24 protein-coding genes and 1 pseudogene are annotated in these 25,464 nt (G+C 72.7%); 19 read left to right on the top strand and 6 right to left on the bottom strand.

Features of this window, described 5'->3' with window-relative positions; all coding sequences use genetic code 11:
• The first annotated feature begins 15 nt into the window (after positions 1 to 15).
• The gene (locus O7634_RS01885) at positions 16 to 564 is read left to right on the top strand and encodes a hypothetical protein (RefSeq protein ID WP_278148448.1); all 549 of its coding nucleotides are present in this window, start codon (positions 16 to 18) and stop codon (positions 562 to 564) included.
• Here the strand turns inward: O7634_RS01885 and O7634_RS01880 are convergent.
• A pseudogene (locus O7634_RS01880) lies at positions 558 to 687 on the bottom strand (sigma factor); the annotation flags it as partial. The gene O7634_RS01885 and the pseudogene O7634_RS01880 sit on opposite strands and share 7 nt — an antisense overlap.
• Before the next feature lie 90 nt (positions 688 to 777).
• Complete coding sequence (locus tag O7634_RS01875) at positions 778 to 1,521, bottom strand: SDR family oxidoreductase (protein ID WP_278148447.1); 744 nt, start codon at positions 1,519 to 1,521, stop codon at positions 778 to 780.
• 161 nt (positions 1,522 to 1,682) lie between these two features.
• Here O7634_RS01875 and O7634_RS01870 point away from each other — a divergent pair, with 161 nt between their 5' ends.
• The 3 genes from O7634_RS01870 to O7634_RS01860 all read left to right on the top strand — a co-directional run bounded on the left by O7634_RS01870 (position 1,683) and on the right by O7634_RS01860 (position 4,082).
• Positions 1,683 to 2,312 (top strand): HAD-IA family hydrolase, encoded by a 630-nt coding sequence (locus O7634_RS01870; protein ID WP_278153836.1) that lies wholly within the window; start codon positions 1,683 to 1,685, stop codon positions 2,310 to 2,312.
• Positions 2,313 to 2,329: 17 nt separating this feature from the next.
• Positions 2,330 to 2,860 carry a GNAT family N-acetyltransferase gene (locus tag O7634_RS01865; protein ID WP_278148446.1) on the top strand — a complete coding sequence of 177 codons (531 nt, stop codon included), beginning with the start codon at positions 2,330 to 2,332 and terminating at the stop codon, positions 2,858 to 2,860.
• A 79-nt stretch (positions 2,861 to 2,939) separates the two neighbouring features.
• Positions 2,940 to 4,082, top strand: a complete 1,143-nt coding sequence (locus O7634_RS01860; RefSeq protein WP_278148445.1) for a polysaccharide pyruvyl transferase family protein — start codon at positions 2,940 to 2,942, stop codon at positions 4,080 to 4,082.
• Between the two features lie 72 nt (positions 4,083 to 4,154).
• Here O7634_RS01860 and O7634_RS01855 read toward each other — a convergent pair whose 3' ends face one another.
• Positions 4,155 to 4,361, bottom strand: a complete 207-nt coding sequence (locus tag O7634_RS01855; protein ID WP_278148444.1) for a hypothetical protein — start codon at positions 4,359 to 4,361, stop codon at positions 4,155 to 4,157.
• A gap of 115 nt (positions 4,362 to 4,476) precedes the next feature.
• Between O7634_RS01855 and O7634_RS01850 the strand changes: the two genes are divergently transcribed.
• From O7634_RS01850 to O7634_RS01840, 3 genes are all read left to right on the top strand, one after another.
• The gene (locus O7634_RS01850; RefSeq protein WP_278153835.1) at positions 4,477 to 4,962 is read left to right on the top strand and encodes a DinB family protein; all 486 of its coding nucleotides are present in this window, start codon (positions 4,477 to 4,479) and stop codon (positions 4,960 to 4,962) included.
• A gap of 169 nt (positions 4,963 to 5,131) precedes the next feature.
• Complete coding sequence (locus O7634_RS01845) at positions 5,132 to 8,335, top strand: DEAD/DEAH box helicase (protein ID WP_278153834.1); 3,204 nt, start codon at positions 5,132 to 5,134, stop codon at positions 8,333 to 8,335.
• Positions 8,332 to 9,234: an SWIM zinc finger family protein gene (locus O7634_RS01840; RefSeq protein ID WP_278148443.1), complete on the top strand. Its 903-nt coding sequence runs from the start codon at positions 8,332 to 8,334 to the stop codon at positions 9,232 to 9,234. Before O7634_RS01845 ends, O7634_RS01840 begins: the two co-directional genes overlap by 4 nt.
• A gap of 18 nt (positions 9,235 to 9,252) precedes the next feature.
• Here O7634_RS01840 and O7634_RS01835 read toward each other — a convergent pair whose 3' ends face one another.
• Entirely contained in the window at positions 9,253 to 9,510 is a 258-nt protein-coding gene (locus O7634_RS01835; RefSeq protein ID WP_278148442.1) for a DUF3040 domain-containing protein, read from the bottom strand.
• Between the two features lie 433 nt (positions 9,511 to 9,943).
• Here O7634_RS01835 and O7634_RS01830 point away from each other — a divergent pair, with 433 nt between their 5' ends.
• From O7634_RS01830 to O7634_RS01810, 5 genes are all read left to right on the top strand, one after another.
• Positions 9,944 to 12,013: a DUF1800 domain-containing protein gene (locus tag O7634_RS01830; RefSeq protein WP_278148441.1), complete on the top strand. Its 2,070-nt coding sequence runs from the start codon at positions 9,944 to 9,946 to the stop codon at positions 12,011 to 12,013.
• An 8-nt stretch (positions 12,014 to 12,021) separates the two neighbouring features.
• Positions 12,022 to 13,404 (top strand): DUF1501 domain-containing protein, encoded by a 1,383-nt coding sequence (locus O7634_RS01825; RefSeq protein WP_278148440.1) that lies wholly within the window; start codon positions 12,022 to 12,024, stop codon positions 13,402 to 13,404.
• Complete coding sequence (locus O7634_RS01820; protein ID WP_278148439.1) at positions 13,401 to 14,819, top strand: ferredoxin reductase family protein; 1,419 nt, start codon at positions 13,401 to 13,403, stop codon at positions 14,817 to 14,819. The genes O7634_RS01825 and O7634_RS01820 overlap by 4 nt, the downstream gene beginning before the upstream one ends.
• Positions 14,820 to 14,832: 13 nt before the next feature.
• Entirely contained in the window at positions 14,833 to 15,435 is a 603-nt protein-coding gene (locus O7634_RS01815) for an FMN-binding protein (RefSeq protein WP_278148438.1), read from the top strand.
• A gap of 211 nt (positions 15,436 to 15,646) precedes the next feature.
• Positions 15,647 to 16,369, top strand: a complete 723-nt coding sequence (locus O7634_RS01810) for an FAD:protein FMN transferase (protein ID WP_278153833.1) — start codon at positions 15,647 to 15,649, stop codon at positions 16,367 to 16,369.
• A 595-nt stretch (positions 16,370 to 16,964) separates the two neighbouring features.
• Here O7634_RS01810 and O7634_RS01805 read toward each other — a convergent pair.
• A complete protein-coding gene (locus tag O7634_RS01805; protein ID WP_278148437.1) occupies positions 16,965 to 17,636 on the bottom strand; it encodes a bifunctional DNA primase/polymerase in 672 nt (223 codons plus the stop codon).
• Positions 17,637 to 17,884: 248 nt separating this feature from the next.
• Between O7634_RS01805 and O7634_RS01800 the strand changes: the two genes are divergently transcribed.
• The 7 genes from O7634_RS01800 (at position 17,885) to O7634_RS01770 (ending at position 24,642) form a co-directional block, all read left to right on the top strand.
• On the top strand, positions 17,885 to 19,114 hold the full coding sequence (locus O7634_RS01800) for a helix-turn-helix domain-containing protein (RefSeq protein ID WP_278148436.1): 1,230 nt from the start codon (positions 17,885 to 17,887) through the stop codon (positions 19,112 to 19,114).
• Between the two features lie 16 nt (positions 19,115 to 19,130).
• Positions 19,131 to 19,703 (top strand): flavoprotein, encoded by a 573-nt coding sequence (locus O7634_RS01795; RefSeq protein ID WP_278148435.1) that lies wholly within the window; start codon positions 19,131 to 19,133, stop codon positions 19,701 to 19,703.
• A gap of 172 nt (positions 19,704 to 19,875) precedes the next feature.
• Entirely contained in the window at positions 19,876 to 20,706 is an 831-nt protein-coding gene (locus O7634_RS01790; RefSeq protein WP_278153832.1) for a Nif3-like dinuclear metal center hexameric protein, read from the top strand.
• Positions 20,703 to 21,440, top strand: coding sequence for a C4-type zinc ribbon domain-containing protein (locus O7634_RS01785; RefSeq protein WP_278148434.1), 738 nt, complete (start codon positions 20,703 to 20,705; stop codon positions 21,438 to 21,440). The genes O7634_RS01790 and O7634_RS01785 overlap by 4 nt, the downstream gene beginning before the upstream one ends.
• Before the next feature lie 3 nt (positions 21,441 to 21,443).
• Positions 21,444 to 22,586 carry a bifunctional RNase H/acid phosphatase gene (locus O7634_RS01780; RefSeq protein WP_278148433.1) on the top strand — a complete coding sequence of 381 codons (1,143 nt, stop codon included), beginning with the start codon at positions 21,444 to 21,446 and terminating at the stop codon, positions 22,584 to 22,586.
• Between the two features lie 164 nt (positions 22,587 to 22,750).
• A complete protein-coding gene (locus tag O7634_RS01775; protein ID WP_278148432.1) occupies positions 22,751 to 22,993 on the top strand; it encodes a DUF3311 domain-containing protein in 243 nt (80 codons plus the stop codon).
• Positions 22,993 to 24,642, top strand: a complete 1,650-nt coding sequence (locus tag O7634_RS01770) for a sodium:solute symporter (protein ID WP_278148431.1) — start codon at positions 22,993 to 22,995, stop codon at positions 24,640 to 24,642. The genes O7634_RS01775 and O7634_RS01770 overlap by 1 nt, the downstream gene beginning before the upstream one ends.
• 157 nt (positions 24,643 to 24,799) lie before the next feature.
• On the opposite strand, the gene O7634_RS01765 is transcribed toward O7634_RS01770, so the two are convergent.
• Complete coding sequence (locus O7634_RS01765) at positions 24,800 to 25,381, bottom strand: TetR/AcrR family transcriptional regulator (RefSeq protein ID WP_278148430.1); 582 nt, start codon at positions 25,379 to 25,381, stop codon at positions 24,800 to 24,802.
• Positions 25,382 to 25,464: the final 83 nt, after the last annotated feature.

The following is a 25,464-nucleotide window of genomic DNA, read 5'->3' as shown; positions in this document are numbered from 1 at the left end:
CGTCATGATGTCCTGGTGCAGGACACCATTGCCGTCGCGCTGATCACCTCGCTGTCCACGTTGGCCGCCGCCGCCCTGACCGGTCTGGTCGGCGCGCGTGGCACCCGCAGGCAACTGGCGCACCAACTCGCCGTCGCCGCGCAGGACAGCGTCGAGCGGCGGAACACCCGTCGCGACGAGCTGCGCCGGGACGCGTACGTCGGGTTCCTGAGCGCCTGTGACCAGGCGTACCGGCACCTGGACCGGCGGTGGCTCGAACCCGGCGGGGGCGGGCCGACGCCCGGCTACGACGAGGCGTACGCGGCGCTGCGCGCCGGGGACGAGGCGTACAACCTGGTGTTGCTGGAAGGTCCGGCGGAGGTCGAGTCGGCCGCTCGGGCCGTGCTGGCCAGCGTCACCGCCGAGCACGCCGACCAGCGCCGGCTCGGTGACGAGCCGGGCGACGGGAGCGCGCCGCTGCGCGACCGGCACCGGGAGCGGTGGCTGGCAGCGATCGAGGTGCGGACAAGACGGCGGCTCGCGTTCGTCGAGGCGGTACGGCCGGTGTTGGGTCACGACCGGTAGGTCCGGGCCAGGGGCGGCCTGGACCAGATCCTCGGCGAGCTGGTGATCACCGGTGAGCAGGTACGCGGTCCGGCACAGCGCCGGAGAACGGTGCACCACGAACTCGTGGAACGACTCGACCATGCCCACCCCCTCGCTGAGGAGAAACGCCTCCCGCCGAGGAGATGGTTGAGGCCGGGCGGCGCCGGGATGTGCGACGCCGCCCGGGGCAGCTCAACTGGTGAAGCCGCCGTCCACGTTGACCACCGCGCCGGTCACGAACCCGGCCTCCGGGCTGGCCAGGTGCGCGACGGTGGCCGCGATGTCGGCGGGACGAGCGTAGTGGCCGACGGCGGTGAATCCCGCTATCGCCGCCGCGTTCGGCCCGTGCGCCGGGTTGGCGTCGGTGTCGGTCGGGCCGGGGTTGACCAGGTTGACGGTGATCGCCCGGGGACCCAGCTCGCGGGCCAGGCCCCGGGTCAGGCCGACCAGCGCGGTCTTGCTCATCGCGTAGAGCGCCAGCCCCGGAAAGACCGCCCGCTCACCGATGTTGCTGCCGATGCTGATGATCCGCCCACCCTCGCCCAGGTGCCGCAGCGCCGCCCGCACCGCGACGTACGGGGCGCGGACGTTCACCGCGATCGTCTGCTCCACCTCCGCCGTGCCGAGTTCGCCGATGCTGCCGACCGGGAACACCGCCGCGTTGTTCACCAGGATGTCCAGCCGACCCAGTTCGGCGGCGGTCCGGTCGACGGCGTTCCGCACCGCCGCCGGGTCGGCGCCGTCCGCCTGGATCGCCAGCCCGCTGCGGCCCAGCGCCTCGATCTGTTTCACCACCGTCGCGGCCCGCTCGGCGTCCTGCCGGTAGGTCAGCGCCACGTCGGCCCCGTCCTGGGCCAGGCGCAGCGCGATGCCGGCCCCGATGCCCCGGGAGCCGCCCGTCACCAGGGCCACCCTGTCGTTGCGTGTCGTCGTCATGGAAACGATCATGTGTCGCGTCGAACCCTGTGTCTGGCGGCTATCGGACCCGTCGTTACCACCGCCAGGTCCGATACCCGCGACCCTCCGACCTGCCATCTCACCGCGATCATGGGAGGGTGGGGCGGCCCTGATCCGCGACCCGGGGAGTGTGAGTGATCATGGAGCTGGCGAGCGTCCGCGCGCTGCTGTTCGACATGGACGGCACCCTCGTCGACTCCGATGCGGCGGTGGAGCGGGCCTGGCAGCGGTGGGCCGCCGAGTACGCCGTCGACCCGGCCGCCGCCCTGGCGATCGCGCACGGCAGCCCCGCCGACCGGACCGTCCGCCGGTTGTTGCCCGCGCTCGACGACACCGCCGTCGCGACCGCGGCGGCCCGGCAGCTGGCGTTGCAGTACGACGACCTGTCCGACGTGACGGCCACCCCCGGGGCGCACGACCTGCTGCGCACTGTGACCCGGCTGGGACTGCCCTGGGCGGTGGTGACCAGCGCCGATGCCCGGCTGGCCACCGCCCGGCTCGGTGCCGCCGGCATCACGCCGCCGGTGCTCGTCACGGTGGAGGACGTCCGCGTCGGCAAGCCCGATCCGGAGGGCTACCTGCGGGCGGCCGAGTTGCTGGGCGTACCCGTGCGGCGGTGTCTGGTGGTGGAGGACGCCGAGGTCGGGGTGCGAGCCGGGCGGGCGGCCGGCGCGCTGACCGCCGCGCTGAAAGGGCTCGACGGCGACCTGCGCCTGGACGATCTGACACTGCTGGCCCGCCGGTTGGAGTCGGCGTTCGCCGTGTCCTGATCCACAATGCGGTGGCCGTGGCAGGCTGCCTCGTGCTGCACTACCCGCTGGTCAGGGGGAGGGAGATTGCGGTGGAGTTGACGTTGACGCCGATGACGGCGGCGGACCTGGCCCGCCTGCTGGTGCCGCTGCAGGAGGGGTACGCGAATGATCTGGCAGTGCACCGGGGCGTGACCCTGGAGTCGGCCCGGCAGCAGTCAGCCGACCAGATCCGGGAGTCGCTGCCGGCGGGCGTGGCCACCGAGGGGGCGCTGCTGCGCCTGGCCCGGGTCGGTGACACCCAGGTCGGTTGGATCTGGGTGGCGATGCCGAAGCCGGGCGAGTCGCGGGCCTGGATCTACAACGTCGAGGTCGATCCGGCGTACCGGGGACAGGGTCACGCACGGCGGATCATCCAGCTCATCGAGGCCGAACTGGCCCAACTCGGCGTACCGGAGCTGGGTCTGAACGTCTTCGGGACGAACACCGTGGCGATCGGGCTCTACCGGAGCCTGGGCTTCGAGGTCAGCGCCCAGCAGATGGCCAAACGGATAGACCCGGCGCGCTGACGGCGCGGGTCCCAGCGGCAGGACTGTTCGCCCGCCCAGCGGGAAACCCGAGCGGACCGCACCTGGGGAGGAGCGACGGATGACGCACGGCGCCGGACTGACCATCGGTGTGCTCGGCTCGTACGGCGGGCGGAACCTCGGCGACGAGGCGATCCTCACCGGCCTGCTCACCGACCTGCGCATGCAGGAGCCCAACGCCCGGATCATCGTCTTCTCCCGCAACCCCGCGCACACCCGGGCCGCCCACCCGGATGTCGAGGCGGTGCCCTGGGAGGGCGTCAGCCGTACCGACTCCGCCCTGGTCCTGGCCCAGCTCGACCTGCTCATCCTGGGCGGTGGTGGCATCCTCTACGACCGGGAGGCCCGCCGTTACCTGCGGGTGGTCCGGGTCGCCCAGGAGCGGGGTCTGCCGCTGATCACGTACGCGGTGGGGGTCGGGCCGCTCGCCGACACGGTGGACACCGGGATGGTCCGGGAGACGCTGTCCAGCGCGACCCAGGTGACCGTCCGGGACCAGGAATCCCGGATGGTGCTGGAGGAGGCGGGCCTGCTCAACCCGATCACCGTGACCGCCGACCCGGCGTTCCTGCTGGAACCGGAGGAGTTCCCGAGCCACCTGCTGGCCGAGGAGGGTGTGCCGGTCGGCAAGCGCCTGGTCGGGATCAGCGTACGGGAGCCGGGGCGGGCCGCCGAACGCCTCGACGTGGACGGCTACCACCGGCTGTTGGCGCAGATCGGCGACTTCCTGGTGCACCGGATCGACGCGTACGTGCTGTTCGTGCCGATGGAGCGGGACGACATCCGGCACTCGCACGGGGTGCTGTCGCACATGGTCGCCGCCGAGCGGGGCCGCATCCTGCACGGCACCTACTCGCCGCAGCAGGTGCTCGGGCTGATGCGCCACTTCGACCTGGCCGTCGGCATGCGCCTGCACTTCCTCATCTTCGCCGCGATGGTCGGCACGCCGTTCCTGCCCCTGCCGTACGCCGGCAAGGTCTTCGACCTGGCCCAACGGCTCGGGGTGCCGGCGCTGCGCGGCGTGGAGCGGGAGGTGGAGGGGCCGCTGCTGGCCGAGGTCGACCGGCTCTGGGACGAGCGCGAGCAACGTGCCCCGGCCACCGCGCGGAGGGTGGCGGAGGTGTGCGACCAGGCGCGCGGCACCTCGGAGGTCACCCGCGGCGTGCTGGAGAGCCTGCGCGGCAAGGCCCTCACCCGGGTCTGAGCAGGCCGGGGCGCGGTGCGCCGACGCCGCCGCCCGGGTGCGTCGGTCCGCGTCGCGGGCCTCGGCGGGCGGTCACACCGCCGGGCCGGTCCACCGGTAGCGCCACTCCTGGGCGTCCTCCTGGACGTTCTCCAGCTCGTAGATGTGCGCGTCGGCCAGCCCACCCGTCCCGAGGTGGTGGTGGGTCAGCGGCGGGCGACCGTTGGGGTCCAACTCGACGGTGATCGTCTGCCCGTCCGCCGTACCGCCGACGAGCAGGATCTGCACGGAGGAAGCCATGCGCCCATCCTGCCCGCCGGACCGCCGGACCGCAGCGGATAGCGGGGCAGCCGAGTGGGCCGTCAGTGGCTAGGGTCGGCGGATGGGGCAGACGATCGATCCGACGCTCGGTCCGGTGCTCGCCCGCACCGGCGACGAGCGTGCCGTGCTGGAGTCGTTCCTCGACTTCCACCGTGGCGTGCTGCTGCGCAAGCTGCGCGACCTCTCCGACGCCGACGCCCGACGCCGGCTGGTGCCCTCGGCGACCACGCTCGTCGGGCTGGTCAAGCACCTGACACTGGTCGAGCGGAACTGGTTCCCGACCCTGTTGGCGCCCGAGCCCGGCGACGTCTACCTCACCTCCGAGGAGGACGCTGTGGCCAGCTTCACCCTCACCGACCAGGACACGATCGTCGGCCTGATCGAGGCGTACGAGCGGGCGTGCGCCCGGTCCCGGGCGGTCGCCGCGCGTTTCGACCTCGACCACGTGGTGCCGCACCCGCAGCTCGGTGAGGTGTCGCTGCGCTGGATCCTGGTGCACCTGATCGAGGAGACGGCCCGACACGTCGGCCACGCCGACATCCTCCGCGAGCTGACCGACGGCAAAACCGGCGCCCTCTAACCCGCCCCCCGCTCCCCGCCCCCGCTCCCGGCGATCTTGCAGTTTCTGTGGCGACGAAATTGGGCAATCTCCGCGTAATGGCGACAGGAACTGCAAGATCGCGCAGGTGGGGGAGGGGGGATCACGGGGGGCGCATATTCTGGGCGCGGTCGGCGACGAGGGGGAGTACGTGCTGGTCATCCACGGGCTGTGGCGGCCCGGCGACGACTCGACCGGCGGCCTCGCCATCTGGGCGGAGGACAGCGCCGCGCCACCGCCGCCGACCCGCCCCGGTCGGCCGCCCCGGGAGCGTCCGCACCCCTTCGCCGCCGGGCACGCCGAGCTGGCCGCCGTCCTCGCCGACGCCGCCGAGCCGACAGGGGCGGACACCGCGCTGCTCACCCTGCCCACCCGGGCGGGCGTGCCGACCGACTCACCCGAGCTGATCCGGACCACCGTCGCACCCACCACCCGCGGCCGGCTCGCCCTGGCCGGGTGGCGGGTCCCCACCCTGGTGTACGCCCCGGACAACGCCCTGGCACTACTGCGCGCCCTGGACGACCTCCCGGCGGTGCCCGGGGCGACGGCGCGCCACCTCGCCGAGCTCGCCGACTTCGCCGCCGATCTGGTGAGCCGTGGTCGCGTCCTGCCCGGCGTACGCACGGGGACGGGCGATCCGACAGTGACGCCAGCCTCGGCTGGCGCTGGCGAACAGGTGCTGGCGCGGGCGGTCTGGCGTCCGCTGCTGACCGGCACCGACGCCGCCTGGGCCCGAGCACTGGCGCTGGCCCTCCCACCCGCCGCCCGCGCCGGGGTGTCCGCCGATCCCGCGGCTCTCGTCGCGGACGCGCTGGACGGGCTGACCGACGCCGCGGCGCGGGCCTCGCTGGCGACCACGGCGCTGGCCCGGGGTCTGCGGCCGGGTGGTCCGGCACCGGCCTGGCTGGCCGCGCTCGCCGGCCCGCAGCGGGAGTTCACACTCGACCCGGCGGCGCTGGCCTCCCTCCGCGCCGAGCTGGACCGCTGGCAGCGCGACGCGGCCGGTGGCCCGGTGCGGGCGAGTTTCCGCCTGGTGGAGCCGGCCCCCGACGAGGTCACCGAGCCGATCCTGGCCACCCGCCCGGCCGCCACCCACGCCGCGCCCGCCGAGCTGACCGGCGCCGCGCCCGTCGAGGCCACCCACGCCGCGTCCGCCGGGGCGACCGGCGCCGCGCCCGTCGAGGCCACCGGTGGCGGGCGGTGGCGGTTGGAGTTCGGGTTGCAGGCCGCCGACGAGCCCGGCCTGCACGTCGACGCCGGGCAGGTCTGGCGGGAGCCGCACGCCCTCGGTGGCCTGGCCGGTCGTACGGCCAGCCCGCAGGAGACGCTGCTGGCCGAACTGGGCCGGGCCAGTCGCCTCTGGCCGGATCTGGACGTCGCGCTGCGGACCGCCGCCCCGGAGGCGATGGACCTCGACGTCGACGGCGCACACCGGTTCCTCAGCGCGGGCGCTCCGGTGCTGCACGCGGCCGGGTTCGGGGTGCTGCTGCCGTCCTGGTGGCAGCGTCCGTCGGCACGACTGGGCGCCCGGCTGCGGGCCCGTGGCCGTACCGCGCCGGGCACCGTGAGCGGCACCGAGGCCGGGGTTGGGCTGGACGCGCTCGTCGACTACCGCTGGGAGATCGCGCTCGGTGACCAGCCGTTGTCCGCCGAGGAGTTGGCGGCGCTGGCCGAGACGAAGACGCCGCTCGTGCGGCTGCGCGGGCGGTGGGTGGAGCTGGACCCGGGACGGCTCGCCGCCGGTCTGCGCCTGCTCCGCTCCACCGGTGAGTTGACCGTCGCCGACCTGCTCCGACTCGGCCTGGCCGACGGCGAGGCCACCGGCGCGTTGCCGGTGCTGGAGGTCAGCGCCGACGGGGCGCTCGGCGACCTGCTCGCCGGTGCGGTCGAGCGACGGCTCACCCCGTTGGAGCCGCCGCCGGGCTTCCGGGGGACGCTGCGCCCGTACCAGCAGCGCGGGCTGGCCTGGTTGGCCTTCCTCCGGTCGCTCGGCCTGGGTGGCGTGCTCGCCGACGACATGGGGCTGGGCAAGACCGTGCAACTGCTCGCGTTGCTCGCCGGGGACCCGCCGGAGGCGGGGCCGACCCTGCTGGTCTGTCCGATGTCGCTGGTCGGCAACTGGCAGCGGGAGGCGGCCCGGTTCACCCCGGGCCTGCGGGTGCACGTACACCACGGCGCGGAGCGCGCGCGGGGGGCGGAGTTCACGGCGGCCGCGCACGGTGCGGACCTGGTCCTCACCACCTACTCGGTGGCGGCACGCGACGCCGTGGACCTGGCCGGCATCGACTGGCACCGGGTGGTGGTGGACGAGGCGCAGGCGATCAAGAACGCGTCCACCCGGCAGGCCGAGGCGGTGCGCGCGCTGCCGGCCCGGCAGCGGGTGGCGGTGACCGGCACGCCGGTGGAGAACCGGCTCGCCGACCTCTGGTCGATCATGCAGTTCGCCAACCCGGGGCTGCTCGGGCCGGCGGCGACGTTCCGCAAGCGGTTCGCCGAGCCGATCGAGCGCAACGGCGACGTCGAGGCCGCCGAGCGGCTGCGCCGGATCACCGGCCCGTTCGTGCTGCGCCGGCTCAAGACCGACTCGTCGATCATCTCGGACCTGCCGGAGAAGTTGGAGATGGAGGTGCTCTGCAACCTCACCGCCGAGCAGGCGGCGCTCTACCAGGTGGTGGTCGACGACATGCTGGCCCGGATCGAGACCAGCGACGGCATCGAGCGGCGCGGCCTGGTGCTGGCCACCATGACCCGGCTCAAGCAGGTCTGCAACCACCCCGCCCAGCTGCTGCGCGACGGCTCCCCGTTGGACGGTCGCTCCGGCAAGCTGGCCCGGTTGACCGAGATCCTGGAGGAGGTGCTGGCGGCGGGGGAGCGGGCGCTGCTGTTCACCCAGTACGCCGAGTTCGGGGCGATGTTGCGCGGTCACCTGTCGGCGCGGTTCGGTCGGGAGGTGCTGTTCCTGCACGGTGGCCTCGGCAAGGCCGAGCGGGACGCGATGGTGCAGCGCTTCCAGTCGGCGGACGGTCCGCCGCTGTTCGTGCTCTCCCTCAAGGCCGGTGGCACCGGACTCACCCTGACCGCCGCCAACCACGTGGTGCACGTGGACCGGTGGTGGAACCCGGCGGTGGAGGACCAGGCCACCGACCGGGCGTTCCGGATCGGCCAGCGGCGACGGGTGCAGGTCCGCAAGTTCGTCTGCGCCGGCACCGTGGAGGAGAAGGTGGCCGCGCTGATCGCCGACAAGCGCAGCCTCGCCGAGCGGGTGGTCGGCACCGGCGAACAGTGGATCACCGAGTTGTCCACCGGTCAGCTGCGGGAGCTGTTCGCCCTGGAGGCCGGGGCGGTGGTGGAGTGAGCCAGCCCGAGGCCGGTCGGTTCGCCGACTACGGACGCCCCCGCCGGGTCGACGGGGGTCTACGGGCGCGCAGCGCCCGGGGCGCGATCGGCCAGTCCTGGTGGTCGCGGCGGTTCCTGGAGGTGCTGGAGTCCTTCGCGCTGGGCACCCGGTTGACCCGGGGCCGGTCGTACGCGCGGGCCGGTCAGGTGCTCTCGCTGGACGTCGCGCCCGGCCGGGTCAGCGCCGTCGTGCAGGGCTCCCGGCCGAAGCCGTACCAGGTGTCGATAGCGCTGGCGCCGTTTCCGGCCGCGCTCTGGTCCCAAATCGAGGACGAGCTGACCGGGCAGGCGTTCTTCAGCGCCCGCCTGCTCGCCGGAGACCTGCCCGGCGAGCTGGAGGAGCTGTTCGCCGCAGCCGGGGCGCCGCTCTTCCCGGCCGGCCTCGACGAGCTGACCCAGCGCTGCAACTGCCCCGACTTCGCCGTGCCGTGCAAGCACCTCGCGGCGACGTTCTACCTGCTGGCCGAGGCGTTCGACGCGGACCCGTTCGAGCTGCTGCACTGGCGCGGCCGGTCCCGCGCGCAACTGCTCGATGCGCTGCGCGCCCGCCGGATCGCGGCCACCGGCACCGCCGAGCCGACCGAGCCGGACCGACCGTCCGAGGTGGACACGGTCGTGTCGCCAGCCCCGGTCGGCGCCGCTCGGGCGCTGGCCGGGCTGTCGGTGACCCCGTTGCCGGAGACGGTGGACCGGTTCTGGGCGTCGCCGGTGCCGTTGCCCGATCGGCCGCCCCGACTGGTGACCGGCACCGACCTGCTGCTGCGTCAGCTCGGCGCGCCGGCCGCGGCCATCGGCGGGCCGGGCCTGCTGGAGCGGTTGCGGCGCGCCTACCGGGCCTTCGGTCCGGCCGACCAGTGAGCGCCCGCGAGCGAGGTGTTACGTCCAGCGGCGGCGAAACCGCCACATGACGGCGGCGTTGGCCACCAGCACCACCGCGCAGATCGCGCCGGTCATCCGGCCGGCGAACACGGCGATCGCCGGCAGCGACGCCCACAACACGATGGTCAACAACATCAGGTAACGGCCCCTGCGGGCCCGCACCCGAGTGTCCAACCGGGCGAAAAAGGCCGGGTCGCTCTCCCGGAGCTGACGGGTGATCTGGTCGAATCTGCGCTGATCCTCTTTGCTGAGCATGGCGCTGCCTTCCCCTCACGCGTTCAGCGGTTCGGCGGCATACCCGCTGCGACGGCGGCTCACGCTCGCCCGCTGCTGCTACTTTTGCCTGCACGCGAGGCCGTCTCAGGTCCGGCTTACCTGAACCTTAAGTTTGCCTTTGGTGTCGAACGCGGCCGGACGTGGCGCGTGTGGTCGGATAACCCGGTCCGTGGTCGGCTACCGCGCCTTACGCCCTGCTGGGAAGGTCGGCGGGCGATCCGGTACCGCCGCCCGCCGCCGGGTACGCACTGAACGCTGTCTTAAGTGCCCGCACGGGCGCGTTCGGGCCGCCTTGAAGCGTCCTGGGGGCTTGGTTACCTTGCCGTAGCAACCCCCTCAGGCAACTGTCGCCGCACCTGCCGCACCTGCCCGGTCGCAGCTTTCGGCGCTCTTCAGAAATCGGGATTGGTACATGGCCGACCAGAATGTGCCACCACGTCGACCGCGGGACGACCGTGGTTGGGACGGACGTCAGCACCACCACGCGGACGGCTACGGCGACCCCAACGCGGCCGCGCCCTACGGATACGACACGCCCCACAGCTACCAGGCCGGCTACCCCGCCCAGGCCGACCCGCGCGAGCAGTACGCCGCGCAGCCCGCCGGACGTGGCCCGCAGTGGGTCGGCCCGGAAGGTCTGGGCGCCCCGGCCCCGGCACGCTCGGCTGGACTGCCCACCCTGGACGATGACGGCGAGCCCGGCCGCACCGTCGGTCGCCGCAAGGCGATGGTGGCCATCGGCGGCACCGCCGCGGTCGTCGCCGGTGGCGCCGCGCTCGCCATGACCCCGCAGTTCCGTGGCCTCTTCGGTGACGAGGCGGTGGCGGGTGACGCGACCGGCGCCACCGTGACCGACGGCACCGCGGCGCGCCCCAGCGGCCAGCAGCCCAGCACGGTGCGCACCTACACCGAGCAGAACGAGAGCTACATGGGCTCCCGGGCCGGTGAGGCGCTGAAGAAGAACGCGCCGGCCGGCGGGCGCAGCTACTCCGGCCCGGCCGCCGCGGCGGCGGCGACCCAGGTCACCGTGAAGACCGTGTTGGCCAAGGACCCGATCCTGCACCTGGCCCGGCGCGCTACCTTCGGTGTGACGCCCGCGCTGGTCGCCGACATCAAGAAGCAGGGCATCGACGCCTGGATCCGCGCCCAGTTGGAGCCGGAGAAGCTGGAGCCGAGCAAGGCCGAGCTGAAGCTCGCCGAGCTGCCCACCCTGAAGCTCAACGTGCAGCAGTTGCGCGACCAGCGGGACGCCCTCAACGAGCAGGGCGCCCAGCCGGAGCGGGAGATGATCGACGCCACCATCGCCCGGCAGATCTGGTCCAAGCGCCAGCTCTTCGAGGTGATGGTCGACTTCTGGAACGACTTCCTGCACGTCGCGGCCGACTTCGACGGCGGCGAGGTGTACCGCAACTCGTTCGACCAGGACGTGGTGCGCAAGCACGCGCTGGGCAGCTACCCGGAGATGCTGATCGCCGCCAACAAGCACCCCGCGCTGCTGATCTACCTGAACCAGAAGGACTCCCGCAAGGACGCGATCAACGAGAACCTCGCCCGGGAGAACCTCGAGCTGTACTCGGTCGGCGTCGACGGCGGCTACAAGGAGCCGGACGTCCGGCAGGCGGCCATGTTGCAGACCGGCCGTGGCGTCGACGACAAGGGCAAGTACGTCTTCCGCCCGGAGCAGCACTACGTCGGCAAGGTCAAGATCCTCGGCTTCAGCCACGCGAACAACTCGGCCGACCCGAAGAAGGCCGAGGCCGCCATCGACGCGTACATCAGCTACATCGCGACGCACCCGTCGACCGCGAAGTACGTGGCGCAGAGCCTGGCGACCCGGTTCGTCTCGGACACCCCGCCGAAGTCCCTGGTGGACCGGCTGGCCAAGTCGTACACCGCCAACAAGGGCATGATCAAGCCGGTCCTGATGACGCTCTTCTGCTCCTCGGAGTTCTGGGCCGGGGTGGGCCAGAAGGTGCGCCGGCCGATGGAGTACCTGGTCGCCACGTACCGCACCCTGGGCGTCTCGCCGGAGGCGTCGCCGAAGCACAACAACGGCGACAACAAGCGCACCCCGTACGCCCGGGGCCTGCGGCAGATCCACGACAAGCTCCGCGAGCTGGGCCAGTTCCCGATGGGTCACCCGACCCCGGACGGCTACCCGGACGTCTACGTCGCCTGGACCTCGGCCGGCACCATGGTCAACGGCTGGAACGAGGCGGGCGAGATCATCGCCGGCTACCGCACCGCCTTCACGTACACCGCGCCGGAGAAGCTGGTCGCCAAGGCGCCGGCGACCGCCGGGGCGTACGTGGACGCGCTGTCCCTGCGGCTGGTGGGCCAGAAGCTGAGCACGCGGGAGAAGAACCTCATCCTCGGCGTGGCCGGTGCGTCGGCGAGCGCCAAGGTCGACGCCACGTTCAACGGGGCCATCACCGCCGTCGCGCGGGCGATCCTCGCTTCCCCCCAGCACCACCTCCGGTGAGGCACCCGATGGAGAAGACTGTGTACAACTCTTTCCCCCTGCACCCCGAATGCCCCGACGTGCGGCGGCTGGCCGACAACCCGGCCGAGGCGTTGCTGCGCGCCGAGGCGGACATCGTCGCCGCCGAGAACGCCGCCGAGTACGACCGCTACCGCACGCTGGAGAACCTGGAGGAGGCCCAGCAGGACGGTCGCGGCGTCACCCGGCGGACCTTCGTCGCCGGTGCCGCGGCGACCGCCACCGCGCTGGCCACCGCCCAGTTCGTCACCACGTCGGCGTCGTTCGCGGCGACCAAGACCGGCACCCTGATCCACGTCTTCCTCTACGGCGGTCTGGACGGGCTGAGCCTCGTCGCGCCGGACAACGACGCGGTGCTCAACAAGGCCCGCCCGGACCTGCTGCTCGGCAACGACTCGCTGGCCCTGGGCCGGGGCTTCAAGCTGACCGGCGCGTTCAAGCCGCTGGAGAAGTGGCTCACCGCCGGTCAGCTCGGCTTCATCCCGGGCGTCTCCGACGAGCGGCTGTCGCGCAGCCACTTCCAGGCCGCCGACGCCTGCAACCTGGGCGGGCTGCCCAACGAGACCGGCGGCCGGGGCTGGCTCGACGGTCTGGTGGACCACCTCGGCAAGGGCACCGCGTTCCGCAGCGTCGGCATCGGCAGCACCCTGCCGCGCTCGCTCGTCGGCACCAACGGCGCGCTGTCGCTGAACAACGTCGGCTCGCTGCGGCTCAACGGTGACGAGCGGTTCCGCGCCGCCACCGAGAAGGCCATCAAGGGGCTGTTCACCGGGATCAACCACCCGGTGGAGGAGGCCGTGCAGGAGGGCATGGGCGCGCTGGCCACCGCCCAGCGGCTCGCCGCGAAGCCGTACCAGCCGGCCGAGGGCGTCACGTACGAGGGCGTCGGCAACGCGTTCCGGCAACTCGCCCAGCTCATCAAGGGCGGCGCCAACGTCCGGGTCGCCACCGTCGGGATGGGCGGCTACGACACCCACGAGAACCAGGGCACCCGCGAGGGCGGTCAGCTCTACCGCCGGTTGAACGAGCTGGCCAGCGCGATGGCCGCCTTCTTCACCGACCTCGGCCCGCAGGCCGCCGACGTGACGATCATGGTGTCCAGCGAGTTCGGCCGCCGGGTCGGCTCCAACAACAACGGCACCGACCACGGGCACGGTGGCGTCATCACCGTGCTCTCCGGCAAGAAGCTGGCCGGCTCGCTGCTCGGCACCTGGAACGGCCTGGACAAGCTGGACTCCGGTGACGTGCCGGAGTACAACAACATGTTCAACGTCTACGGCTCGGTGGCCCAGGGCCGGTTCGGGCTCACCAACGCCGAGGTCGGCAAGGTCTTCCCGCGCCAGAAATACACCCCCATGAAGCTGTACGCGTGACGTACCCGCACACCCACGCCGCCGGCCGTCGTACCGGGACCTCGTCCCGGCGCGGCGGCCGGTCGGCTGCGCCCGTACCCCCGCAGGTGCCGGCGCGGCGCGGGCCCGGCGGCCGGCGGCTGCTGGCCGTGCTGCTCCTCGTCGGCCTGCTCGCCAGCGTGCTGCCCTGGTGGTGGGGCACCCCCGCCGGCTCGCTGCGCAGCACCGCCGCGACGGTCACCGCGGCCGGCCGGATCACCGGCCTGGTCGCCGGCTACCTGCTGCTGGTGCAGGTGCTGATGATGAGCCGGCTGCCGGTGCTGGAGCGGTGGATCGGCGGCGAGCAGATCGGCCGCTGGCACCGCGACATCGGCGCCACCCTCCTGGTCACCGTGCTGGCGCACATGTCGCTGATCGTGGTCGGCTACGCGGACCTGCGCAACCAGTCGATCGTCGCCGAGGTCGGCACGCTGCTCGGCGACTACGAGGACATGATCTCGGCGTTCGGCGCCACCGGCATCATGATGCTGGTCGGGTTCAGCAGCATCCGGGCGATCCGGCGGGCGCTGCCCTACGAGCTGTGGCACCTGCTGCACCGGTCCAGCTACCTGATCCTGCTGTTCGGCTACGGCCACCAGTTCGCCCACGGCGCGCAGCTCTACAAGCCCGGCCCGGTACGCACCGGCTGGATCGCGCTCTACCTGCTGGTGATCGCCGCAGTGCTGTGGGGTCGGGTGATCGCGCCGCTGGCGTTCAACCTGCGCTACAAACTCCGGGTCGCCGACGTGGTGGCCGAGAGCGCCGACACCATCTCCATCTACCTCACGGGCGAGCGGCTCGGACGGCTGGAGATGCTCGGCGGGCAGTACTTCCGCTGGCGCTTCCTCGCCCGGGGCAGTTGGTGGCAGTCACACCCGTTCTCCGTCTCCGCCGCCGCCAACGGCCGCTGGCTGCGACTCACCGTCAAGGTGGTCGGCACGCACACCGCCGACCTGCGGGACCTGGACCCGGGCACCCGGGTCTGGGCGGTGGGCCCGTCGGGCACCTTCACCTCCGCGCACCGGGTCCGCGAGCGGGCCCTGCTGATCGCCGGCGGCAGCGGCATCACGCCGCTACGGGCGATGCTGGAGGAGCTGCCGCCCGGCGCCGCGCTGATCTACCGCGCGAGCACACCGGCCGACGTGCTGCTCAGTCGCGAGCTGGACTGGCTGGCCCAGGAGCGGGACACCTCCGTCTGGTACGTCATCGGCTCCCGCGACGACCCGGGCCCCCGCCAGCTGATCAGCCCGGACGGGTTACGCCAGCTGGTGCCCGACGTGACCCGCCGCGACGTCTACCTGTGCGGGCCACCCGGGCTGGTGGAGCAGTCGGTGCGCGCCCTGCGCCAGGCCGGCGTACCCCGACGGCAGATCCACCTGGCCACCTTCGAGCTGTAGGAAGGGCATCCCCATGCGTCGCGCGTTGCTCGCGATCACCGGTCTGGCCGCCAGCACCACCGCCCTGGTGGTGCTCAAGGGCTCGCCGGGCACCACCCAGGTCGCCCAGAACCTGCCGACCGCCCAGCCGGTCAACCCCACCGCGCCGGGCGTCGACCCGAGCGTCGACCCGGCCGCGCCCGGCGCCGACCCGGCGGCCGGCGCGCCGACGCCGTCGAAGACCGCCGGCCCGCCGGCGTCGCCGAAGCCCGGCAAGACCACCGCCCGCCCGTCGGGCACCAAGACCACCACGAAGGCCCCCAGCGCCCCGCGTACCACCAAGGCGGCCCCGCCGAGCAACCGCCGGGTCACCGGCAACGGCTTCGAGAACGAGTACGGGTACGTGCAGGTGCAGATCGTCGTCTCCGGCAACCGGATCGTCGACGCCGTCGCGCTGTCGCTGCCCAGCGGGGGCGAATCCGACATCCACAGTGGCGACGTCCGCAGCCGGTACGACGGCAGCGGCGGCGAGGTGGTGCAGAAGCAGAACGCCAACCTGAACACCGTCTCCGGGGCCACCGAGACCAGCAACTCCTACAAGCAGTCGCTGCGGTCCGCTATCGAGCAGGCGTTCTGAGGTGCGGGCCGCGGTCGGGCAGACTTCTGAGGTGGGGCAGGCTTTCGGGGTGCGGGCCGCGGTGGGGCAGGCTTCTGAGGTGGGGCAGGCTTTCGGGGTGCGGGCCGCGGTCGGGCAGGCTTCTGAGGTCGGGCAGGCTTTTGAGGTCGGGCAGGCTTCTGGCGTGCGGGCCGCGCCGACCCGGCCCGGACTGTGCCGGGTCGAGCAGATCATGGGTACGGCGATCACCGTGGACCTCGCCGACGACCTGCCGGCGGCCCGCGCCGCTGAGCTGGCCGACCAGGTCTTCGCCTGGATGCGCGAGGTGGACGCGCGGTTCAGCACGTACAAGCCGGACAGCGAGGTGTGCCGCTTCGACCGGGGCGAGGTGCTGCTCTCCGAGGCGTCCGCGGACCTGCGGTTCGTGCTGGAATCCTGCGCCGACCTGTGGGGCGCCACCGACGGGTTCTTCGACGCGTACGCCACCGGACGGTTCGACCCGTCCGGTTTCGTCAAGGGCTGGGCGGCCCAGGTCGCCTCGGATCGCCTGCTCGCCGCCGGTGCCGCCAACCACTGCGTGAACGCCGGCGGCGACGTACGGGTGCGGGGCCTGTCGCCGTCCGGGGAGCCGTGGCGGATCGGCATCCGGCACCCCTGGGACCCGACGGCGACCTGCCTGGTGCTCGCCGCCACCGACCTGGCCGTGGCGACGTCCGGGGTCTACGAGCGGGGTCGGCACGTGTTGGACCCCCGGCGGGGCGCCCCGGCGAGCGGGCTGCGGTCGGTCACCGTGGTCGGCAGCGACCTGGGTGTGGCCGACGCGTACGCCACCGCCGCCCTGGCTATGGGCACCGGAGGTCTCAACTGGCTGGCCCGGCGCGACGGCTACCCCTACGCCGCCATCACCGACAACGCCCGCCAGCACCACTCCCCAAACCTCCCCCTGACGGACTAACCCGCCTCCCCGCCCTGTCCCTCTCCGCGCTGTCCCTCTCCCGCGCTGTCCTTCCCGGCGCAGCTTCCCCGCGCCGCAGCTTCCCCGCGATCTTGCACATTCGGACGTCCTTTGGTCCGGATCAGCGAAGATTGCCGGGACAGAAAGTGCAAGATCGCGAGGGCCGGGGCGCAGCCTCCCCGCGATCTTGCACTTTCTGACGTCTTTTAGTCCGGATTAGTGGAGATTGTCGGGACAGGAAGTGCAAGATCGCGGGAGCGGGAGCGGGAGCGGGAGCGGGAGCGGGAGCGGGAGCGGGAGCTGGGGCTGGGGCTGGGGCTGGGGACCCGCGCGGGGTGGGGTGGGTGGTTTTGTTAGCGGGGTGGGCGGTGGGTGCTGGCGGGGCGGGAGCCGGTGGGGCGTGGGCGGCCCGGTCGGGAGCCGGACGGTCGGGTGCCGGCCCAGCGGTAGCGTGGCTGGCCGCGCCGGCCGCCGGGGTGCGGCGCTCTGTCGTTCCTGGGCATTGTTTCCCCCGTTCGTGGCGCGCGTCGCGCCGTCACCCTGTCAACGAGGACCGGCGGCCCGGCGACGCTGTCGGGCACCGGATCGACTCGTCTCACATGCCTCGTCGGGGCAGTGGGAGGTGGCCGGGGAGCAGGTCGGGGACGAGGTTCACCCCGGCGGCGCGCAGCGCCCCGATCACCGTGTTCTGCACGAGGTAGGAATCCGGAAGCTGCCAGCGGGCCTGTTCCGGGGCGACGGCCCAGCGGACCGTACCCTCCGGCAGCCGGGTCGGCGGCGCGGGAATCCAGGAGCCCGGCCCGTGCCGGACCACGTGGAAACAGTGCTCCAACTCCGGCCGGAGCGGGTCGCCGGGGCGGACCAGGAACATCCACCGTCCGGTGGGGGTGACCAGCACCGGTCCGCGTACGCCGGTGCCGGCCGGGTGGGTCTGCACCGCGTCGAGCACGTGCCGGCCGAGGTGGGCGGGCACCTCCAGCACGTCGAAGCGGCGGCCGGTGGGCAGCAGCACCCCGTGTGGACGGTGTCGCCACCAGGTGGCCACCCGGGCCGGGTCGGCGCTGGCGGCCAGTTCCCAGTTTTCCAGGGCCGGGTGGCAGCCCACCGTGGGGCAGCCGGCCCGACCGCAGACGAAGCGGCTGCGGGCCAGGCAGGCGCCCGGGGTCACCTCCCACCCGTGCGCCGCGTACCGGATCGCGACCCGGCGCAGCCGGACCCGTTCCAGTGGCGACAGCTCGGCGACGCGCGGTCCGACGTTCCCCCACATGTGTGCCACTTCCCCTCGTCGAGCCCGGCGGTCGCCAGGTCGGATGTCGAGCACCGTCACTGCCGTAACCCCCGATCGTTGAGGTTGACGAACGGCTCGTGCAACTTGCACGAAAAGTACGAGGACTGGCTTTACGGCTGACGTACATCGTGTGCGACCAGCCAAAATGTGAAGACGAGAGACGGTCGCCGCACCCGCGGGAGATCGCCCCGGCTCGATGGGCCGTGGCGGCAGGGGAGGATGGGCAGATGGACGAGCTACCCATAGGACGGCGAGTGGCGTACTGGCGGGGGCGGCGCAAGATGTCCCAGCAGGTCTTCGCGGACCGGCTCGGCAAGTCCAAGAGCTGGGTGGACAAGGTCGAGCGGGGGGTCCGCCGGCTGGACAAGTTCTCCGTCCTCTACGAGATCGCCGACATCCTCCAGATGGACGTGCAACTCCTCATGGGCAGAGATCCGGAACGCCGCACCGACGCGTTGAACTGCATCGACCAGGTCGAGGTGCAGGAGATCCGGGCGGCGCTGGAACGGTACGACTCGATGAGCGCGTACTTCGACGCGGCGCCGCACCCGCCGCCGCTCGACGACATGCGCAAGGCCGTCAACCACGCCTGGCTGACCTACCAGTACGGGCGCTACGGCATGCTCACCCGCGCGCTGCCCAAGCTGCTGCGCGACGCCCAGGCGGCCGACGCCGCGTACGGCGGGGGGCAGGCGGCCGAGGCCGCCCACCTGCTCGGGCAGGTCTACCAGATCGCCTCCTCGGTGCTGCGCAAGCTCGGCGAGTGCGAGCTGGCCTGGTTGGCGGCCGACAGGTCGATGGCGGTGGCGCAGCGGGCCGACGACCCACTGCTGGCCGGGATCGCCACCACCCGTGTGTGCAACGCCCTGGTCGCGATGGGCCGGGCCCGACCGGCGCTGGAGCTGAACGTCCAGATCGCCAACCGGCTGGCGCCGGGCGGCAGCAACCAGATATCCCCGGCCCGGCTGTCGGTCTACGGGATGCTGCTGCTCCAGGGCGCGATGGCGGCGTCCCGCATCGGCGACTCGGCCAGTGTGGACGATCTGATCAACTGCGCCCAGGAGGCCGCGAACCTGCTCGGCGGCGACCACAACCACTACTGGACGTCGTTCGGCCCGACGAACGTCGAGCTGCACCGGGCCGCCGCCGCCGTCGAGCTGGGCGACGGCGGCCGGGCCGTGGAGGTGCACCAGCTCCGCATCGCGGAGCCCGCCTTCAACGCGCTGCTGCCCGAACGCCGCGCGCACCACCTGCTCGACATCGCCCGGGGGTACGCCCAGATGGGTGACGTGGCCAACGCGGGCGAGATGCTGCTGCTCGGCGATCGGCTCGCCCCGTCGGAGATCCGCTGCCGGCCGATCGCGCACGAGGTGATGTCGGACATCCTGCGTCGCACACGTGGTGCGCCGCCTTCTCCGGTAGCGGAGTTGGCTGAGCACATGGGAGTTGGGGTATGAGCGCGGAGCCGGTCTGATGGCCGGCCCGGCGCCCACCAGCGGGCACCGCGAGGTGCTCTACGTCATCGCCTGCGGCTCGCCGCTGGCCCGAAACGTCGGCCGGCTCGTCGACCTCGCCCAGCAGGGCGGCTGGGACGTCTGCGTGGTCACCACGCCGGACGGCGCCAAGTTCGTCGACAAGCCGGCCCTGATCCGACAGACCGGTCACCCGGTGCGTACGCACTACAAGAACCCCACCGACCCGGACGTGCTGCCGCCGGCCGACGCGATGATCGTCTGCCCGGCCACCGTCAACACGGTCAACAAGTGGGCCGCCGGGATCGCCGACACCCTCGCGCTCGGGCTGCTGGTCGAGGCGCAGGGCAAGGGCACACCCATCGTGGCGGTGCCGTTCACCAACGCCGCGATGGCCGCCCACCCGGCGTTCCGGGCCGGTGTGGCCCGGCTGGCCGAGTGGGGGATCACGGTGCTCTTCGGCGACGACGTGATCGCCCTGCACCCGCCCGGAACGGGGGAGCAGCACCTGCACGCCTTCCCCTGGGCGATGCCGCTGGCGGCGCTGCGTCCGGTGCGTCACAGCGCCGCCTAGCGTCCCACCGAGCGCACCCACCGTCGCCGGCACCTGATGCCCGACCGTCGCGGCCGGGCCGGCACCCGCGTCCCCGGGACGCGGCCCGGCCGGGTGTCACCGTCCGGCGGCCTCCGCGCCGGTAAGCTGGCCCGCCGTGAGCACAAGCCGATCCGGCCCGACGGTGAGCGACGTGGTGGCCGAGCTGGAGCGCCACTATCCGCCGGTCTGGGCCGAGGAGTGGGACCGGGTGGGCCTGGTGCTCGGCGAACCGGCCGCCCCCGTCCGCCGGGTGCTCTGCGTTGTCGACGTGGTGCCCGAGACGGTCGCCGAAGCGCTGGCCGCCGAGGCCGACATGATCGTCTCGCACCACCCGCTGCTGCTGCGCGGGGTGTCGTCGGTCGCCCCGACCACCTTCAAGGGGCGGATCATCCACCAGCTGATCCGGGCCGGGGTGGCGCTCTACGCGGCGCACACCAACGCCGACGTCGCCGCCCCGGGTGTCTCCGACGCCCTCGCCGCCCGTTTCGGGCTGACCGGGCTGCGCCCGCTGCAACGGCCCGCGCCCGGCTCGCCCGCGCACGGCGACGAGCGTGGTTTCGGCCGGATCGGCGAGTTGCCGGAGCCGATGACCCTCGCCGAGCTGACCCGGCACGCCGCCGCCGTGCTTCCCGTCACGTCCTGGGGAGTTCGCGCGGCGGGGGACCCCCGGCGTATGGTTCGTACCCTCGCTGTCAGCGGCGGGTCGGGGGACAGTTTCCTCGGCGCCGCGACCGCCGCCGGGGTGGACGCGTTCCTCACCGCCGACCTGCGGCACCACCCGGCCGGCGAGCACCTCGCCGCCGATGGTCCCGCCCTGCTCGACGCGGCGCACTGGGCGACCGAACGACCGTGGCTGGACGACCTGGCCGCCCTGCTGCGGGGGGCGCTGGACGTCGAGACGCTGGTGTCCGACCTGGACACCGACCCGTGGACAGTGCACGCCGCCGCACCCGTTGTGGACGACAAGGAGCCCCGACCGTGAAGGCTGACCCTCAGGTGCAGCGCCGCCTGCTCGACCTCCAGGCGATCGACACCAACCTCGCCCAGCTCGCCCACCGGCGACGTTCGCTGCCCGAACGGGCCGAGCTGGAGGCGCTGGCCCGGGAGCTGTCGTCGCTGGAGGACGAGCGGGTGCGCGCCCAGGTGGCGGTCGACGACCTCGACCGGGACATCGCCCGGATGGAGAAGGACGTCGAGCAGGTCCGTGCCCGCAAGGAGAAGGACGAGAACCGGCTCGCCGCCGGCACCGGGCCGGCCCGGGAGCTGGAGGCCCTCCAGCACGAGTTGGTGTCGCTCAACCGGCGGCAGAGCGACCTGGAGGACGCCGAGCTGGAGCTGATGGAGCAGCGGGAGACCGCGCAGGGCGTGCTGGACGGCGTGGAGCGGCGGCTGGCCGAGGCCCGGGACAAGCGGGCCGTGACCGAGCAGCGCCGCGACGACGCGCTGGCCGAGATCGCCAAGGAGGAGGAGTTCAAGCGGGGGGCCCGCCAGCCGCTCGCCGCCGACCTCCCGGGCGACCTGGTCAAGCTGTACGACAAGATCCGCGAGGACACCGGGCTGGGCGCCGCGCTGCTCACCGCGGGCCGCTGCGGCGGCTGCCGGTTGGAGCTGTCCGGCGCCGACCTGGCCCGCATCCGCGAGGCGGCCCCGGACGACGTGGTCCGCTGCGAGGACTGCCGCCGGATCATGGTCCGTACCAACGAGTCGGGCCTGTAGGTCGTGGCGCCACGGGTGGTCTCGGTCGAGGCCGACGGCGGGTCCCGGGGCAACCCCGGCCCGGCCGGCTACGGCGCTGTGGTGCGCGACCCGCAGACCGGCGAGGTGCTCGCGGAGCGCTCGGAGTCGCTGGGCACCACGACGAACAACGTCGCCGAGTACCAGGGCCTGATCGCCGGGCTGACCGCCGCCGCCGAGTTGGGCGCCGCCGAGGTGGACGTCCGGATGGACTCCAAGCTGGTGGTCGAGCAGATGTGCGGCCGGTGGCAGATCAAGCACCCCGGCCTGCGTCCGCTCGCCGCCCAGGCGGCCACCCTGGTGGGCCGCTTCGACGCGGTCCGGTTCAGCTGGATTCCGCGCGACCAGAACCGGCACGCCGACGCCCTCGCCAACGCCGCCATGGACGCCGCAGCGGGTCGCCAGCCGCCGACGTCGACCACCGCACAGCGGCCGTCGACGCCCGTCACCGGCAGCGACCCGGCGACCGCCCCGGCGTCCTGGGAGCCCCGGCCGAGCTTCACCGCCACCCGCCTGGTCCTGGTGCGGCACGGCGAGACCCCGTACACCGAGCAGCGCCGCTACTCCGGTCGCGGCGACGTGCCGCTGTCCGAGCGTGGCCGGGCCCAGGTCCGGGCCACCGCCGCCCGGGTGGCCGAGCTGGCCCCGTCCGTCGCGGCCGTGCTCAGCTCACCGTTGTCGAGGTGTACGGCCACCGCGGCGTCGATCGCCGACGCGCTCGACGGCGACGTGCCGGTGCGTACCGAGGACGACCTGATCGAGTGCGACTTCGGCCAGTGGGAGGGGCGCACCTTCGCCGAGGTGCGCGAGCGCTGGCCCGGGGAGATGGACGCCTGGCTCGCCTCGCCCCGGGTCGCCCCGCCGGACGGGGAGTCGTTCACCCAGGTCGCCGAACGCGCGCAGCGCGTCATCTCCGGGCTGCCCACCGCGTACCCCGGGGAGACGGTGGTGGTCGTCTCGCACGTCTCGCCGATCAAGCTGGTGCTGCGCGACGCCCTCGCGGCCGGCGACGGCTTCCTGCACCGGCTCTTCCTGGACGCGGCCGGCATCTCGGTGGTGGACATGTGGCCCGACGGCGGCGTCGCGGTCCGCACCGTCAACGACACCGCCCACCTCGCCGCGCTCTGAGCCGGCGTACCTGACCCACCCTCCCAGCCGGTCGGTCGCGCCGTTCGGCGCAGCCGGCCGGCCGTTCGGCGCAGCGCCTTCGGCGTGATCGACGTGACGGCCGTCACAGAGTCGTACCCTCCGGCCGTTACATCGAGAGCCTCGACTCCCCGGAGGTGTGTCAGATGGCTGCACCCGAACCGGAGGCGCCGACCACGGCGCCGGCCAGGGCGAAGGACCACAGCCCCTGGAACTGGTTGCTTTTCATCCCCATCGTGGTGCCGCTGGTCCCGGCCTTCTTCAACGGCGACTCACCGCGGGTCTTCGGGTTTCCGCGCTTCTACTGGCTGCAACTGGCGTTCATCCTGCTCGGCGTCGGCACCACGACGCTGGTGTACCAGATGACGAAGAGGCGGGGTGACTCCTGATGTGGCGGGACCACCTCACCGAGATCATCGTCTTCACGCTCCTGTTCCTGCTGGTGAGCGCGATGGGTTTCGTGGCCGCCCGGTGGCGGGCGCCCAGGGACATGGCGCACCTGGACGAGTGGGGCCTGGGCGGGCGCAGCTTCGGCGGCTGGATCACCTGGTTCCTGGTCGGGGGTGACCTCTACACCGCGTACACCTTCGTGGCGGTGCCGGCGCTGATGTTCGGCGCGGGCGCGGCCGGGTTCTTCGCCGTGCCGTACACGATCGTCATCTACCCGATGGTCTTCCTGGTGCTGGTCCGGCTCTGGTCGGTGTCGCACCGGCACGGGTTCGTCACTCCCGCGGACTTCGTCCGCAGGCGGTTCGACTCGCCGGTGCTGGCGCTGCTGATCGCGATCACCGGCATCGTCGCGACGATGCCCTACATCGCGTTGCAGCTCGTCGGCATCGAGGCGGTGCTCAAGACGATGGGCGTCACCGGCGACAACGCGCTGGCCCGGCACCTGCCGATCATCATCGCGTTCGCCATCCTGGCCGCGTACACGTACCAGTCCGGGTTGCGCGCGCCGGCGCTCATCGCGTTCGTCAAGGACAGCCTGATCTATGTCGTGATCCTGGTGGCGGTCATCTACCTGCCGTACAAGCTGGGCGGTTGGGGGGACATCTTCGCCGCCGCGGACGCCAAGTTCGACGCCTCGCCCAACCCGAACGACGGCATCCTGCTCAACGGCAACAACCAGCTCCAGTACGTGACGCTGGCGTTCGGGTCGGCGTTGGCGCTGTTCCTCTACCCGCACAGCATCACCGGTGTGCTGGCCAGCCGGAACCGCGACGTGATCAAGCGGAACATGTCGGCGCTGCCCGCGTACAGCCTGCTGCTGGGGCTGATCGCGCTGCTCGGTTACATGGCCATCGCGGCCGGGGTGAAGCCGCTGCCGGGCAACTCGGCCGGGTCGGTGGACAACAACACGATCGTTCCCCTGCTCTTCGACCAGCAGTTCCCGGACTGGTTCGCCGGTGTCGCGTACGCGGCGATCGGCATCGGCGCGCTGGTGCCGGCGGCGATCATGTCCATCGCGGCGGCGAACCTGTTCACCCGCAACATCTACAAGGAGTACCTGAAGCGGGACGCCTCCCCGGCCCAGGAGGCCAACGTCTCGAAGATCACCTCACTGGTGGTGAAGGTCGGGGCGGTCGCCTGCATCGTCTTCCTCGACCCGCAGTTCTCCATCGACCTCCAGTTGATCGGCGGCGTGATCATCCTCCAGACGCTGCCGGCGGTGGCGCTGGGCCTCTACACCCGGTGGTTCCACCGGGCCGGCCTGATCGCCGGCTGGGCGGTCGGCATGGGACTGGGCATGTGGATGCTCTACCAGGTGGCCAGCCCGACCCGGAAGCACTTCGGCGGCTCGGCGTTCCCGCTGTCCGAGTTCGGGTTCGACACCACCAAGACGATCTACGTCGGCATCGTGGCGGTGCTGGTCAACCTGGCCGTCGCGGCGCTGGTGACGCTCGCCGTGCGGGCCGCGAAGGTGGCCGAGGGGGTCGACGGCACCACGCCCGACGACTACTTCGCCGACGAGGGCGATCCCCGGGTCACCCCGGGCACCGACCGCGACGCCGACTCGGCCCGCGAACCGGTCGCCTGACCTACCGAGGTACGCCCGGGTGCCGACGCGGAGTCGGCGCCCGGGCGTAGCCCCGCGCGTCTGCCCCGCCGTGGGGAACGTCCTCGCGGGGCACCGAGGTTCTTTTGATCCTTCGGAGCTGATGTCGCAGACGGATCAGGCGCCCTCCGACAGCGCGTCAGGCCGCCGGGGACGGCGGCGCTTCTGCGGTATGCGGCCGCGGCCGGCCCGCTGACCCGATTCCCCGCAGGGCGAGGGTCAGCAGCTGCTCAGCCTTGGCCGCGCCCATCGGCTGCGCCGCGAGGGAGATGCCGTTGGCGAGGATCATCAGGTCGGCCATGGTGATGTCGGGGCGTACCGAACCCTCGTCGATGGCGCGGCGTAGCAGCGGCTCACCGGCGGTGACGAGCGTCGCGGCGCACGCGTCGTTCTCCTCGGCGGGCCCGTTCAGCAGCGCGTCCGCCAGACCACGGGTCGTCGTGGCGTACGCGGTGACCTCGTGCAGCCAGGTGGTGAGCGCGTCGAGCGCGTCCGGCTCGGCGCGCAGGTCTCCGGCGCGCGCCGCCAGGTTACGAACACAGTCGCGGAACACCGCCTCGAGCAGCGACCAGCGGGTGGGGAAGCGCCGGTGCAGGGTCGCCGAGCCGACCCCGGCGGCTCGGGCGATCTCCTCCAGTGAGGCGTACGCGCCGTCGCGGGCGATGGCCTCGGCGGCCGCCCTGACGATCAGGTCGTAGTTGCGCTGTGCGTCAGCTCTCATGGTCCGCCTTGCAGAAGTGGGGTGGCCCCCCATATCGTAGTCGACGAGAAGTGGGGGGACACCCCACTTTCACTTCTGGGGGA

It is taken from the genome of Micromonospora sp. WMMD1120, assembly GCF_029626235.1.
Classification (GTDB): Bacteria; Actinomycetota; Actinomycetes; order Mycobacteriales; family Micromonosporaceae; genus Micromonospora.
This window is presented reverse-complemented; position numbering and strand designations above follow the sequence as displayed.

Bases quoted from the DNA above. Each gene is read 5' to 3' on its own strand.
- O7634_RS01805 (WP_278148437.1), bottom strand. From the start codon at position 17,636: ATGTGGGGGAACGTCGGACCGCGCGTCGCCGAGCTGTCGCCACTGGAA.
- O7634_RS01835 (WP_278148442.1), bottom strand. From the start codon at position 9,510: ATGCTCAGCAAAGAGGATCAGCGCAGATTCGACCAGATCACCCGTCAG.
- O7634_RS01800 (WP_278148436.1), top strand. From the start codon at position 17,885: ATGGACGAGCTACCCATAGGACGGCGAGTGGCGTACTGGCGGGGGCGG.
- O7634_RS01875 (WP_278148447.1), bottom strand. From the start codon at position 1,521: ATGACGACGACACGCAACGACAGGGTGGCCCTGGTGACGGGCGGCTCC.
- O7634_RS01870 (WP_278153836.1), top strand. From the start codon at position 1,683: ATGGAGCTGGCGAGCGTCCGCGCGCTGCTGTTCGACATGGACGGCACC.
- O7634_RS01825 (WP_278148440.1), top strand. From the start codon at position 12,022: ATGGAGAAGACTGTGTACAACTCTTTCCCCCTGCACCCCGAATGCCCC.
- O7634_RS01855 (WP_278148444.1), bottom strand. From the start codon at position 4,361: ATGGCTTCCTCCGTGCAGATCCTGCTCGTCGGCGGTACGGCGGACGGG.
- O7634_RS01765 (WP_278148430.1), bottom strand. From the start codon at position 25,381: ATGAGAGCTGACGCACAGCGCAACTACGACCTGATCGTCAGGGCGGCC.
- O7634_RS01815 (WP_278148438.1), top strand. From the start codon at position 14,833: ATGCGTCGCGCGTTGCTCGCGATCACCGGTCTGGCCGCCAGCACCACC.
- O7634_RS01830 (WP_278148441.1), top strand. From the start codon at position 9,944: ATGGCCGACCAGAATGTGCCACCACGTCGACCGCGGGACGACCGTGGT.
- O7634_RS01775 (WP_278148432.1), top strand. From the start codon at position 22,751: ATGGCTGCACCCGAACCGGAGGCGCCGACCACGGCGCCGGCCAGGGCG.
- O7634_RS01770 (WP_278148431.1), top strand. From the start codon at position 22,993: ATGTGGCGGGACCACCTCACCGAGATCATCGTCTTCACGCTCCTGTTC.
- O7634_RS01860 (WP_278148445.1), top strand. From the start codon at position 2,940: ATGACGCACGGCGCCGGACTGACCATCGGTGTGCTCGGCTCGTACGGC.
- O7634_RS01810 (WP_278153833.1), top strand. From the start codon at position 15,647: ATGGGTACGGCGATCACCGTGGACCTCGCCGACGACCTGCCGGCGGCC.
- O7634_RS01795 (WP_278148435.1), top strand. From the start codon at position 19,131: ATGGCCGGCCCGGCGCCCACCAGCGGGCACCGCGAGGTGCTCTACGTC.